The sequence below is a fragment of the Streptomyces sp. NBC_01214 genome, assembly GCF_026340975.1.
GTDB lineage: Bacteria > Actinomycetota > Actinomycetes > Streptomycetales > Streptomycetaceae > Streptomyces.
In genome coordinates this window covers 718,353-731,171 of the sequence record NZ_JAPEOS010000003.1, presented here as the reverse complement: position 1 = coordinate 731,171, position 12,819 = coordinate 718,353, and the positions used below count along the sequence as shown (strand labels likewise).

Genomic DNA, 12,819 nt, shown 5'->3' with positions numbered 1-12,819 from the left:
CGGCGCGCGGCGGAATCCTCATCGAATCCGCCGCGCGCCGTCGGTGAATCGCAGAGACCTCAGGCGAACAGCAGACATGAGAAAGACCGGGTGGGCGGTGTCGAGCGGAATTGAAGCCGCGGGCGTGAAGGAACTTCACCAGTCCGATTCCGGTACGGTCCCCCAACAGCGTCATGACGAAGCGGCCATGCCGGGCAAGCGGCCCATAAGAGTTCGTGCGGTGAAAGCAGGGATGCGCACCGCAGTATCCCTCTGCCTGGTGACGACACTGGTCCATGTCGTGCTGGTATTCCTGCATGTGGCCCCCGCCAACCCCGTATCGAAGCGCTACAGCGCACAGGTCAACGGATGGGTGTACCCGCTCTTCGAACAGAACTGGCGGCTCTTCGCCCCGGACCCCGACTCCTTCAACCGAAAGATCCTGGCGAGAACCGCACACACCGACTCCGAAGGATCGGTGCAGGTGACCCCCTGGTTCGACCTGGCTGCCGTGGACCACTCCGCGGTCGACCACAATGTATTTCCGAGCCATACGTCCCAGAACCTCCTGCGCCGCGCCTGGACCTCTTACGTCGAAACACATGGAGGAAGCGACACGGCACGCTCGGAGCGCGCCGTGATGCTGCAGACGTACCTGCGCAACATCGCCGCGGACCGCGTCGCCGCCCACAACGACGGCGGCACTTTCGACTTCATTCAGCTCCGGGTCGTCACACTGCCCGTCGCTGCGCCCGGCACAGCGGCCGGGAACCGCCCGCCGGCACCCATTGAGGACCGGCTCCTGCCCTGGTGGAAGGTGACCTCCCATGGGAAGTGAACAGATCCCCCAGCCCCCTTCCGCAGCGGCCACGCCGCACCGGCCTGCGGCCCAGGTGACTCCGGTCGCCGGCACGGCCCACCGGTGGCTCCTCGACCGGATCGGCAAGCTGTGGGCGCTGCTCACCGACCGGCCGGTCTCCCTGTACGCCGCGTCGGTTCTGCGCATCGGCTACGGGCTGCTCTATCTGGTCTTCCTGCTGCGCGAGTTCCCGCACCGTGACGAGATCTGGGGCCCGGGCTCGCCCTGGACACCGGCGCTGGCGCAGCAGCTCTTCACGCAGACGGGCTGGAACAGCATCTTGCTCCTGTCCGACAGCCGCGCCTACTTCGAACTCTGCTACGTGACGGCCCTCGTCACGTCCGCGTTGTTCATGCTGGGCTGGCGGACCCGGGCCATGTCCGTCCTCTTCGCCGTCGTGGTGACCTCGTTCCATGCCAGATCGATCTTCATGACGGACGGGGGCGACAACCTGATCCTGCTGATGGCCCTCTACCTCGTCCTCACCGCGTGCGGCCGGCGCTGGTCCCTGGACGCACGCAGGAACCGGCTCAAGGCAGCCCGTGCGGGCGACGCGCCGGAGCCGGTGAGGGGCCTCTCCGCACAGCAACTCCACGACGCCCGTACCACCTTGACCACGGTGGTGCACAACTGCGGCATCCTCGTCATCGCGGCACAGGTCTGCTTCCTCTACGGATCGGCCGGCCTGTACAAGATCCAGGGCCAGACCTGGGGCGGAGGCACCGCCCTCCACTACGCGCTGAACCTCGAACTCTTCCAGCCCTGGCCCGCGCTCTCCCACCTCGTGGACGAGTACCCGATGGTGATCGCGATCGCCAGCTACGTGACGGTGCTCTTGCAGGTCGCCTTCCCGTTCGTACTCTTCGGCAGGCTCAAGTACCCCGTTCTGACGGTCCTGCTGGGCATGCACATCGGCATCGCAGTGCTCCTGGGACTGCCTCTCTTCTCCGGCGCGATGATCATTGCGGATGCTGTGTTCCTTCCCGACCGCTTCTACGCCTTCCTGCCTCACCTGTGGCGACGCGCAGCACGGCACACGGGCATGTGGCGGCCGGCACCCGGCCGAGCGGCGGGACCCGCATCGGTACCTCCGCAGGGCCGGCCCAGCCGATCCAGCCCGAAGCATCGAGCCACTCCGGCAGGGCAGCAGGGCACTGCGCTTGCCACCGGGCCCGCGCCCTCGGTCTCGGGGACTCGGAAACCCGACTGAAGGCACTGACCGGCTACCCGCGTCCCAGGCCCTGGCCCTCACGTGTGTGCGGGGGTTCAGCCGTGCTCTCCTCATCGGCTTCCATGTGCCGGATTCCCTCGTGGGTGAGGGTGACCATCGCGGGCGTGTTGCCGGGCTCCCAGTCGACGGTGATCAGTCCTTCGCCCGCCAGGTAGGTGCAGGCGGCGGCCAGGTCCTGTTCCGGTACGTGGAGGTCGCGCCGCAGCTGTGCTCCGGTGATGCCGAGGAGGCGGTTGCCCTCGACGGCTTCGTACAGGACCCGGAGCACCTGGTCGCGGTAGGTCTTGCGTTCGCGCAGTGTGGCCATGACCGCGTCCTTTCGTGTGTGGGGTGGAGCGGGCTCCGGGGCCGGCGGGGCTCCTCAGATCTCGTCGGTGTGCGCGCCGGTGCCGGCGGAGGGGCTACGCGGGGGCAGGTGTAGCCGTCGAGGGCGGGTGAGGAGGCCGGCGGGTCGGGGCGCCGAGGCGTCCCGCCCGCTGCCCCCGGTCGGAGGAAGGTCTGTTCCTCACCGGTCGGCACCCGTGTGGTGGGCTCGACGACCGGTGTCGTCCGGCAGGCCGGGAGGTCTCGGCAGGGGGTCACTGAAGCGGTAGGACTCGATCCGCGCCTCGTCCCGGGCGTTCAGCACGTGGATCCACCGCATTGCGACGCCGATCATGAGGATGATCACTGCGATGAGGACGACGGTCTCCACGGAGCTCACCTCCAGCCGTTCGCGGACAGCGGGAGGGCGCTTCGTCCCATCGGCTCCCCGAAGGGGGACATGCAGGCCCCGCCTTCGCCCTCCCAGGTGGCTTCCCGGCGGCGGGCGTCGCGGACGCCGCGCCCGATGGCGCTTTCGTTGGCCATGAGCGAACCTGCGGTGAGGACGCTGCCCGGGATCGCGGCGGCGGCCATCAGCCGGGCCGCAGCTGCGGGTGCGGTCTCGGGCGGGATGGCGAGGAGGTCCCAGCGGCCGACGGTATAGGAGAGCAGGATCAGCTTGTCGGGGTCCTGTTCGGTGAACCAGCCCACGTGCAGCGTGCGTCCGTCCAGGGCAACCGTGTGCGGTACGACGGGCCAGCGGTCGGGATTCACGGTGACGCGGGTGACGCGCCCCCAGGGTTCCTCCAGGGCGGCGGCGAGCGGGGGAAGCTCAGTCTCGAGGTCGCGGGAGTAGGGCCACCAGGCCCCGTCCAGCTGGCCGGCGAGCGTGGTCTTCGGGGTGAGGGACAAGCGAGCCGGGGACTGTGCGGCGAAGTCGCGGGGCGCGGTCCGGTCGAGGGTGGTGGTCATGGTGTGGACCTGCCCCCGGGCTGCCCGTCGGCAGCCCGGTTTTTAGGCGATCGCCGGAAATGACACCCGCGTGAAAGCCGGTGCTCGAAGTACTTCCGGTCCTTTGACTGTACGCCTATTCGGTGGGCAAAGACCGTTGTGACCAGGTATTTTCCGGCGGAGGCGCTGGGGAGGACCGCCGATCTCCTCGGCTTCGAGGCGTTAAGTCGAGAACCGCGAGGTGGTCGGCGGCGCCCCCGCGCCATTCGATCATGAAGAGGGTGGCGTCGTCGCTGGTGTGCCCACCCCGTTCGCTCTTCAGCGTGTGGGAGAGCCTGCGCAGATCTGCCCGCATCCCCTCTGACGGCCTTTCCCCGAGGCGGTCGACGCACCGGATGAGGCGTTCCTCGCCGAACAACTCCCCGCCGGCGACGTGCTCTTCGATGATTCCGTCGGTGTAGCACAGCACGCGGTCGCCTTGCCGGAGCGTGTGCTCTCCGATCCGGGGTTCCTCGCCGCCGAAGCCGACGGGCAACGTCGTCGCGCTCTCCAGCTGCCGCAGGACCTTGCCGTCGCGGATCAGCAGCGGCGCGGGGTGGCCCGCGTTGACCAGCTCCAGCTCACCGGTGGCGATGTTCAGATGCATCAGCTGGGCGGTGACGAAGTGGTCGGGACCGAACTGCCGGGAGATGGCGTCGTCCATGTACGTGTACTTCTCGGCCAGGCTGACGGACACGCGCCGGGCATGCCGGTAGGCGCCGATGGCGATGGTCGCCATCGCGGCGGCGTCCAGGCCGTGGCCCATCGCGTCGATCACGGCCACGTGCAGGATGTTGTCGTGGAGGGCGTAGTCGAAGCTGTCTCCGGCGACGCGGTAGGCGGGCTCCAGCATGCCGGCTACCGCGACCTGCGGCACGGTCATCGTCAGCGGGGGCAGCAGGCTGCACTGGATCTCCGCGGACTCGCTCATCGGCTCCCGCCGCCGCGCCAGGAAGAACTGGTCGGTGTAGGCGTTCTTGGTGACCAGCAGATCGGCGACCAAGCCGGCGAGCCGGCGCAGCAGGCGCCGGTCGTCGCCGCCGACGTGGTCCAGGGTGAGGGCCATGACGCCCACCGTGTCGCTGCCGTCCGGCAGTGGCACGTACATCCGGACGCCGCCGTGGGCCTGCGGTACCTCGACGGCCTCCCCGCGCAGGAAGGCCCGCCCGGCCGGGGAGTCGATCACCGGCTGGGGCCGGCCGACGTGCAGCTCCCCGCCCGGAAACGGCACCAGCAGCTCCTGCGCGTAGTCCTGGAGCAGGATGGAGACGTCACGACCTCCGATCCCGGCCATCTCCTCCGCGATCAGGGGGCCGATCAGCTGCGGTGGCATCAGCCGCGCCCGGTGCAGCAGCAGGCCGCTCGCCGAGACCCTCGGCCCGGTCCACGCTCTCCTCGTTCACGACCCGCCTCGCCGCCTCGTTCCTGCCCGCCCACGCCGGTCACCGCCTCCGCACAAGGTGACCTGGGAAACCGCCGGAGCGGCTCATTGCGCCATGCGCGGCATGTCGGCCCACGCCGATCGCGGGGCGTGGACGCGGCCTACGCGAACCCGCCCCACACGGCGGCGCCGCTCTCCGCGGCACCGGCAGTGGCGTCGATCCGGTACGTGTCGTCCTTCGGATCGCGTCCGCCGGTGGCGTGGTCGTACTGGCCGGCGAAGACGTGTTCGCCGGGCGGGACGGTCCTGCCGGGTTTGAGGGTCCACCGATAGACGAGGAAGCTACCTTCCTGGCGGGCGGAGAGGTCGAAGTCCGCGGCGGGGCGGGTCCGCCAGCTCCCGGTGTCCTTCACCCCCTCGGTGAGGGCGATGCGCAGCTCGACGACGAGCGCGGTGAGCGGCTTCCCCGCCTTGAGGGTGATGTTGCTCTGTGCCCAGTAGGCGTTGCTGTGGGGGTCGACGGAGCCGTCGGCCCACAGGGGACCGTCCTCGGTCCGGCTGCCCGCGGCCGTCGGTGGCACCGCGCGGCCGACGGCGGACGGGTTCCGAGGCGGGTCCGGGTCGTGCACGGCGTCGACGTCGACCACCATGAGGGCGCTGGCCGTCAGGGTTCCGGCGGTGGCCAGGGTCGCGAGGACGATCCTCGGCCAGGACAGGGCGCGGGTGCGCTCGCGGTCCCGCGATCGGCGGGCGGTGCCGGGACGGGCCATGCCGCGCTCGACCCGGGCCAGCATGCGGGCCCGGCCGGGCCCGCTGCCAGGGCTCTCGCCAGCTCGGCGCGGGTGGAGACGGTGAAGACGTGAGCCGCGTCCGCGGCACGGCCGCCGGTGGTGCCCGAGCCGCTCGCGGCCCAGCCGTCCCGGGCGGGCAGCACGTCGTGGGCGAGGTCGGCGGGTGCCACGGCGTCGGCCTTCACGACCAGCGGCACGGCGCCGAGACCGGCGGCGACCAGGGTGGCCGCTCCGGCCAGGGCGAGCCTTCGACGTCCGGTGGGGCGGCGGTGGGGGGAAGCGGACATGGGCGGTGGCTCCTTAGAGGTCATCTCATTTGGTGAGTCTTCGGTAGCAGATGAGGGTGCAGGCGATGCTGGCGAAGGCGAGGAAGTGTTCGGCTTTGCGTTCGTAGCGGCGGTGGAGGCGGCGGCAGCCGGCGAGCCAGGCCATGGTGCGTTCGATGGTCCAGCGGTGGCGGCCCAGTCGCTGTGAGGACTCGATGCCTCTGCGGGCTATGCGGTGCTTGATGCCGCGTCCGCGTAACCATCGTCGCAGGTGGGCGTAGTCGTAACCCTTGTCTGCGTGGAGCTTGGCGGGCTTGCGTCGTCGGCGTCCGCGGCGTGAACGGATGGGCGGTATGCCGCGGACGAGGGGTTCGAGGGCCTGGCTGTCGTGCAGGTTCGCGCCCGAGATTCCGACGGACAGGGGCAGACCGGTCCGCTCGGTGATCAAATGGATCTTTGATCCGAACTTGCCCCTGTCGACAGGATTCGGACCTGTCAGGTCCCCCTTTTCAGGGCCCGCATGTTCACCGAGTCGATCGCGCAGCGGGACCAGTCCAGCTCACCGCGGGCGCCGAGCTCGTCGAGGACCAGGCGGTGGAGCTTGGCCCACACCCGGGCCTTGCTCCACTCGGAAAAACGCCGGTGAGCCGTCGCCCCCGACGGCCCGAACGACGCCGTCGGCAACTGTTGCCACGTACAGCCCGACGTGGCAACGAACACGATCGCGGCGAGTACTTCCCGGTCGCCATGCCGACGCCGACCACCGCCCTGCGGTCGCGACGGCGCCTCCGGCACGACCCGCTGGAACAGTACCCACAACTCATCCGGCACCAGCCGGTCAACAATCCCCACCACGATCGACAGCCTACCCAATCCTCCAAATGAGATGACGTCTTAGGTGAGGTGCGCTGTTCACCCCTCAGTTGCCGCCGGAGCCCGAAAGGTTGCCGGGCGCCCGCCGAAATACTTCCCGCGGCCTCGGCGGCCGGGTCACACGTCCCGAGCGGGCACCTCCTACGGCACCCGCGCCATCAGGGACGCCTGGTGGCCGGTCGGTGTGCTGTGGCCGTGCCGACGTCGGGGTGGATCGTGAAGACCCGGTCGAGGCCGACGATGCGCAGGATGCGGATCGTGTTGTCGGGGACCGCCGCCAGGGCGATGTCCGCCTGGGCCGCGACAGCGTGGTTGCGGGCGACGATAAGGGCGGTGATGCCGCTGGAGTCGCAGAACCGTATGCGGGAGAGGTCCAGGACGAGGCGTTGTCCTGGCTCCAGGCTGAGCTCTGTCACGGCCTGTCGAAGGCGGGGGGCCTGGTCGTAGTCGAGGTCGCCGGCGATTTCCAGGACGGGGCCGGTGGTGGCGTCTCGGGCGGTGATCGTCAGGGCGCTCATGTCAGATCGTGCTCTCGTGCAACGGGATGGGAAGGGGCACGCCGAGGGCGAGCAGAGCCGTGTCGTCGTCCAGGCCTTCACCGAAGCCGTCCAGGAGACCGGTGAGGGCGGTGATCAGCTCGTGTGCACCTGCAGGGGCGAGACCGGCGGTGAAAGTCCGCAGTGCGTCTTCGCCGTAGAGCTTGCGGTTCGTGCCGACGCGGGCTTCGGTGAGGCCGTCGGTGTAGAGGAGGAGGGAGTCGCCGGGACCGAGCGTGGTCGCGGCAGGGGTGAAGCGGGGGTCGGGCAGGATTCCGATGAGCAGGCCGCCGGGGGTGGGGAGGTAGTCGGCCCGGCCGTCGGCACGCACGACGAGTGCGGGGGGATGGCCCCCGGACGCCAGGTGCACGGCAACCGTTCCGGTGCTGGGATCGGGTTCCATCACACCGAAGATCGCGGTGCAGTAGCGCGGGTCCCCACTCGTGAACCGCTCGTGCAGCACGGTGTTCAAGGTGCACAGCGCGGCTACGGGGTCGCAATCGTGGAGGGCCGCGGCGCGCAGGGTGTAGCGGGTCAGGGAGGTCACGGCGGCAGCCTGGGGACCTTTGCCGCAGACGTCGCCGAGGAAGAACGCCCAGCGCTTGTCGTCCAGCGGGAACAGGTCGTAGAAGTCTCCGCCCAGCCGGTCGACGGAGGCGGTGTGGTAGTGGGAGGCCGCTGCCATTCCGGGCACGGCGGGCAGGGCGGCGGGGAGCAGGCTCTGCTGGAGCACCGCGAGTGCTTCACGCAGCCGCTCCCTGTCGGCTTCGGCCTGCCGGCGGGCTTCCTCCGCCACCTGACGCTCGCGGAGCAGCTCGCTTTCGTAGGCGCGGCGCTGTCGTGCGTCGAAGACGGTGGTGCGGATCAGCATCGGCTCGCCGTCGCCGCTCGTCTTCACGCGGGAGGTGACCAGGACCGGGAGACGCCCGCCGCCCGGTGCCTTGAGTGCCATCGCTATCTCGCTGATCCTTCCCTGCATCCGCAGGAGCGGTGCGAAGTGCGTCTCGTGGTAGAGCTTGCCGCCGATCGTGAGGAGGTCGGTGAAGCGTCTACGGCCCACGACTTCCTCGCGCGTGAGGCCGAGCCAGTCCAGGAGCGTTCCGTTGATCTTTGCGATGGTGCCGTCCATCAGGGTGGACAGGTAGCCGCAGGGGGCGGATTCGTAGAGCTCTTCGGCGGTGTCCTCCAGCAGGGAGGAGAACACCGCGTCGGTGGCGGACTCTTCGCCGTCGGGCCGCTCAGGGTTCTGGGCGGTGCACCCCATCACCGCAGCTCCCGCAGGAAGGCGCGGATGGCTGACGTGGTGGCCTCGGGAGCGCTCAGCTGGGGGCAGTGACCCGTTGCGTCCAGGGTGACCAGGCGGCTTCCGGGGATGGCCGCGTGGACGTAGCCGCCGACTTCGCGCGGCGCGATCACGTCCTGGGCGCATTCCAGTACCAGCGTCGGTACGCCCACCGACTTCAGGTCGTCACGGCTGTCGGAGAGGAACGTGGTGCGGGCGAAGACGCGGGCGATCGCCGGATCGGTGGCGCAGAAACTGTTGGTCAGCTCCTCCCCCAGTTCCGGACGTTCGGGGTTGGCCATGATCACCGGTGCCATCGTGGCCGACCAGCCGAGGTAGTTCGACTCGAGCGACTCCAGCAGCTCGTCGATGTCCTCGGCGCTGAAGCCGCCGCGGTAGGCGTCGTCGTCGATGTAGCAAGGGGAAGGGCCGACCATGACCAGGGAGGAGAACCGCTCGGGGGTGGTGGCCGCCGCCCGTACCCCGATCATCGCGCTGACCGAATGTCCGACGAAGGCCACGTCCCGTAGGTCGAGGGCCTCGCACACCTCGACCACGTCGCGGGCGTATCCGTCCAGTGAGCCGTAGCGTTCGGCGCTCCAGGCGGACGGGTCGGAGCCGCCCGACCCGACGTAGTCGAACAGGACCACCTGGAATTCCTCGGCCAGCGCCGGGGCCACCAGTCCCCACATGTTCTGGTCACAGCCGAACCCGTGCGCCAGCACCACCACGGGGCTGCCGGGTGATCCGCTGACCTTCACGTTGTTCCTGCGGAGGATATCCATCCCGTCATCCTGTTCATCGGTCTGGAGCGTCAGCACTGCCGACGCAGTCGGGGGTGTGCTCACGCCGGTCCCTTCAGTGAGACGGTCGGCAGGGCGCCGGGGGAACGGTCCGACCGCGGTGAGGCGGTTCAGCGTGCAAGGGCGAGGACGCCCAGGGCGCTGCCTTGTTCGTCGACGACGGGCAGAGCATCGAGTCGGCGGTAGCGCATCGCGTGCTCGGCTTCGGCCATCGTGGTGAGGGGCGAGGTGGACGGCCCGCGGTCACCGAGGACGTCGCGCAGCCGGATCCGGTCCGTGTAAGCGTCTCCGTCACGGACGGCCGCGAGCTGGGCCGGGGTCACCAGACCGGCGCACAGGCCGTCCTCGTCGCAGACCAGCAGATGTCCCGCGCAGGCACTGGCCATCACGGACAAGGCCACTTCGACCGTCATGTCGTCGCAGACCTGCGGCCCGGCGGCCTCCATGGCATCGACCACCGCCCGGTGCGCGGGGTTGGCACTCACCGAGCGGAACTGCATCTGGACCAGCGTCAAAACGTGCCTCCTGCAGAGATGGGTCAGTTTCCTGATCAAGTGGTTCTCAGGCCGCCGCCGCGTCGAAGGCGGACCGGCGCACGTTCAAGCGCCGGGCCGCCGAAGCGGGACCTCGTCGGCTGCGCGAGGCGGAGCCGCTGCGCTTGGGCCGCTCCGCCGCCGGGGCGGTGATGACGACCGGGATGCCGGAGGGGGCCTGGGCTCCGGTGATCCGGCTGAGGGCCTCTTCGCCGGAGCGGACCTGGGTGGTCTGCGGGGTGATCCCGGCGGCGGCCATGAGCCGCGCCATGTCGCGGCGCTGGTTCGGGGTGACCAGGGTGACGACGCTGCCGGATTCCCCGGCACGGGCGGTACGGCCGCCTCGGTGCAGGTAGTCCTTGTGGTCGGTGGGCGGATCCACGTTGACGACCAGGTCGAGGTTGTCGACGTGGATGCCGCGGGCGGCGACGTTCGTGGCGACGAGCACGCTGACGTGCCCGGTCTTGAACTGCGCCAGGGTGCGCGTGCGCTGCGGCTGCGACTTGCCGCCGTGCAGGGCGGCGGCCCGCACCCCGCTGTTCAGCAGGTGGCTGGTGAGCTGGTCCACGGCGTGCTTGGTGTCCAGGAACATGATGACGCGGCCGTCGCGCGCCGCGATCTCGGTGGTGGCGGCGTGCTTGTCACCGCCGTGCACGTGCAGCACGTGGTGCTCCATCGTCGTCACCGCGCCCGCGGACGGGTCGACGGAGTGGACGACCGGGTCGGTCAGGTAGCGGCGCACCAGCAGGTCGACGTTGCGGTCGAGGGTGGCGGAGAAGAGCATCCGCTGGCCCTCGGGGCGCACCTGGTCGAGCAGGGCGGTGACCTGCGGCATGAAGCCCATGTCGGCCATCTGGTCGGCTTCGTCCAGGACGGTGGTCGCGACCTGGTTCAGTCGGCAGTCCCCGCGGTCGATGAGGTCCTTCAGCCGGCCGGGCGTGGCGACGACGACCTCGGCGCCGCCGCGCAGCGCGCCCGCCTGCCGCCCGATGGGCATCCCGCCGACGACCGTGGCCAGCCGGAGCTTGACCGAGCGGGCGTAGGGCGTGAGGGCGTCGGTGACCTGCTGGGCCAGCTCACGGGTCGGTACGAGGACCAGCGCGAGCGGCTGACGGGGCTCGGCACGCTGACCGGCCGTACGGGCCAGCAGGGCCAGCCCGAAGGCCAGGGTCTTGCCGGAGCCGGTCCGCCCGCGGCCGAGCACGTCGCGGCCCGCCAGGGAGTTCGGCAGGGTCGCGCCCTGGATCGGGAACGGCACGGTCATGCCCTGGCCACACCGGCGCAGCGGGCAGCGGGCGCCGGCCGCGGGAGACGGCTCTGCGGCCCGCTCAGCGCCATGAGCGCGCGACGAGGGGAGATACACAATCCTTCCCGGTCTGCGGCTGTGTACAGTCGGCTCGCCCCGGCGGTTGCCGGACGTCCGGGGCGGCGTCCCCGACCGGTCAGGTGGAGTCATGACGAGTGCAACCAGCGGGTCGCGACCGTCCGGCGGGACGGCCATCGCCCCAGCGCTGTCGGTGGCCGAGCGCAAGCAGCGGATGCGGCGCCGCCTCGAGCGGCTGATCGGCATCGCCGCCACTGAAGGAAACGCGTTGCTCGCCCTGCGCAACGGGGACGAGATCTTCACGGCGATGCTGGACAGCGTCCGCGCCGCCGAACACACCGTCGACATGATGACGTTCGTGTACTGGCGCGGCGCGATAGCCCGGCAGTTCGCCCAGGCGCTGGCGGACCGGGCCCGCGCGGGTGTGCGGGTGCGGTGCTGCTGGACGGCTTCGGCAGCCGGCTCATCGAGCAGGACCTGCTCGATCTGATGGAGGACGCCGGGGTCGACGTCGCGTGGTTCCGCAAGCCCCTCTACCTCTCCCCGCTCAAGCAGAACCACCGCTGCCACCGCAAAGTGCTCGTCGTCGACGAACAGACGGCGTTCACCGGCGGAGTCGGCATCGCCGAGGAGTGGTGCGGCTACGCCCGCAACGAGAACGAGTGGCGTGACACCCACGTCCGGCTGCGCGGCCCCGCCGTGGACGGCGTCGCCGCCGCTTTCGCACAGAACTGGGCCGAGTGCCACGACACCCTCTTCGACGACCGGGACCGCTTCACCGAGCACGCGCCGCAGGGCGGGGCAGTGGTGCAGGTGGTCCGGGGATCGGCCAGTATCGGCTGGCAGGAGATGCAGACCCTGATCCGGGTCGCCATCGAATCCGCCCAGCATCGCTTCCGCCTGTCCACCGCCTACTTCGCCCCGGACGCCTACTTCATCGAGCTGCTGTGTGCGGCAGCACGTCGGGGCATCGAGGTCGAGATACTCCTGCCCGGCCCCCACACCGACAAGCGCGTCTGCCGGCTGGCCGGCCAGAACTTCTACGCGGACCTCCTCGCCTGCGGGGTGAAGATCTTCGAGTACCAGCCGACGATGATGCACGCCAAGGTCATCACCGTCGACCAGGTCGCGGCACTCATCGGCTCCACCAATTTCAACCGTCGCTCCCTGGACCACGACGAAGAGGTCATGCTCGCGGTCCTTGACGAAGACTTCACCGCAACCCTGGACCGCCACTTCGACGAGGACGTGCAGGCCAGCGAGCCGATGGTTCCAGCGCGCTGGAACCGCCGCTCTGCGGCGCAACGCCTGCGCGAGCTTGCGGTCACCCCCATCCGCCGGTTCCTGTGACTCCCGCACGGTGCCGGAAGGCGCCCACGCCCCGGCACCGCCCATAGCAGGAGCTGAAGTTCCACCCTGCCGCCGTCCAACGGGTTCATCCAAGCCGTGGCGGACCAGCTTCTTCGGCTCCTCGTAGAGCTTGCTCTGGGCTCGGGGCCAGATGCGGCCCAGGCTGCGGTCCATCTGCTGTGCGAGCTCGTAGGTGCTCCAAGGGCGGATCGAGAGCAGGCGGAGGATCGCGTAGGACGTGGTGGTGAGCGAATTCCCAGCCCGCAACCGATCAGGAACGCGCATTTGCGGCCGATCAGTGCCCCGGGCGTCTCGCTC

13 protein-coding genes and 2 pseudogenes are annotated in these 12,819 nt (G+C 69.9%); 3 read left to right on the top strand and 12 right to left on the bottom strand.

What is annotated here, in order from left to right:
* The first annotated feature begins 76 nt into the window (after window positions 1-76).
* The gene (locus OG594_RS39635; RefSeq protein WP_266607225.1) at window positions 77-817 is read left to right on the top strand and encodes a DUF5819 family protein; all 741 of its coding nucleotides are present in this window, start codon (window positions 77-79) and stop codon (window positions 815-817) included.
* Window positions 807-2,048 (top strand): HTTM domain-containing protein, encoded by a 1,242-nt coding sequence (locus tag OG594_RS39630; protein WP_266607224.1) that lies wholly within the window; start codon window positions 807-809, stop codon window positions 2,046-2,048. The genes OG594_RS39635 and OG594_RS39630 overlap by 11 nt, the downstream gene beginning before the upstream one ends.
* A 13-nt stretch (window positions 2,049-2,061) precedes the next feature.
* Here the strand turns inward: OG594_RS39630 and OG594_RS39625 are convergent, their stop codons facing one another.
* The 12 genes and pseudogenes from OG594_RS39625 to OG594_RS39570 all read right to left on the bottom strand — a co-directional run bounded on the left by OG594_RS39625 (window position 2,062) and on the right by OG594_RS39570 (window position 11,328).
* On the bottom strand, window positions 2,062-2,376 hold the full coding sequence (locus OG594_RS39625; RefSeq protein ID WP_266607223.1) for a hypothetical protein: 315 nt from the start codon (window positions 2,374-2,376) through the stop codon (window positions 2,062-2,064).
* Between the two features lie 198 nt (window positions 2,377-2,574).
* Window positions 2,575-2,763: a hypothetical protein gene (locus OG594_RS39620; protein WP_266607222.1), complete on the bottom strand. Its 189-nt coding sequence runs from the start codon at window positions 2,761-2,763 to the stop codon at window positions 2,575-2,577.
* Between the two features lie 5 nt (window positions 2,764-2,768).
* Window positions 2,769-3,344: a DUF5994 family protein gene (locus tag OG594_RS39615; protein WP_266607221.1), complete on the bottom strand. Its 576-nt coding sequence runs from the start codon at window positions 3,342-3,344 to the stop codon at window positions 2,769-2,771.
* 205 nt (window positions 3,345-3,549) lie between these two features.
* A pseudogene (locus OG594_RS39610) lies at window positions 3,550-4,765 on the bottom strand (PP2C family protein-serine/threonine phosphatase); the annotation flags it as partial.
* A 139-nt stretch (window positions 4,766-4,904) separates the two neighbouring features.
* Window positions 4,905-5,513, bottom strand: coding sequence for a hypothetical protein (locus OG594_RS39605; protein WP_266607220.1), 609 nt, complete (start codon window positions 5,511-5,513; stop codon window positions 4,905-4,907).
* On the bottom strand, window positions 5,408-5,821 hold the full coding sequence (locus OG594_RS39600; protein ID WP_266607219.1) for a hypothetical protein: 414 nt from the start codon (window positions 5,819-5,821) through the stop codon (window positions 5,408-5,410). The genes OG594_RS39605 and OG594_RS39600 overlap by 106 nt, the downstream gene beginning before the upstream one ends.
* A gap of 25 nt (window positions 5,822-5,846) precedes the next feature.
* A protein-coding gene (locus tag OG594_RS39595; protein ID WP_266602755.1) for an IS5 family transposase occupies window positions 5,847-6,646 on the bottom strand; the annotation gives its coding sequence in 2 pieces (ribosomal slippage) (window positions 5,847-6,308 and window positions 6,311-6,646; 798 coding nt in all).
* 185 nt (window positions 6,647-6,831) lie between these two features.
* A complete protein-coding gene (locus OG594_RS39590; protein ID WP_266607218.1) occupies window positions 6,832-7,191 on the bottom strand; it encodes an STAS domain-containing protein in 360 nt (119 codons plus the stop codon).
* A 1-nt stretch (window position 7,192) separates the two neighbouring features.
* The gene (locus OG594_RS39585) at window positions 7,193-8,473 is read right to left on the bottom strand and encodes a PP2C family protein-serine/threonine phosphatase (protein WP_266607217.1); all 1,281 of its coding nucleotides are present in this window, start codon (window positions 8,471-8,473) and stop codon (window positions 7,193-7,195) included.
* Window positions 8,473-9,276, bottom strand: coding sequence for an alpha/beta fold hydrolase (locus OG594_RS39580; RefSeq protein ID WP_266607216.1), 804 nt, complete (start codon window positions 9,274-9,276; stop codon window positions 8,473-8,475). Before OG594_RS39580 ends, OG594_RS39585 begins: the two co-directional genes overlap by 1 nt.
* 128 nt (window positions 9,277-9,404) lie before the next feature.
* Window positions 9,405-9,809, bottom strand: a complete 405-nt coding sequence (locus OG594_RS39575; protein WP_266607215.1) for a CBS domain-containing protein — start codon at window positions 9,807-9,809, stop codon at window positions 9,405-9,407.
* Window positions 9,810-9,855: 46 nt separating this feature from the next.
* The gene (locus tag OG594_RS39570; RefSeq protein ID WP_266607214.1) at window positions 9,856-11,328 is read right to left on the bottom strand and encodes a DEAD/DEAH box helicase; all 1,473 of its coding nucleotides are present in this window, start codon (window positions 11,326-11,328) and stop codon (window positions 9,856-9,858) included.
* Between the two features lie 37 nt (window positions 11,329-11,365).
* Here OG594_RS39570 and OG594_RS39565 point away from each other — a divergent pair.
* Window positions 11,366-12,501: pseudogene (locus OG594_RS39565) on the top strand (phosphatidylserine/phosphatidylglycerophosphate/cardiolipin synthase family protein).
* Window positions 12,502-12,819: the final 318 nt, after the last annotated feature.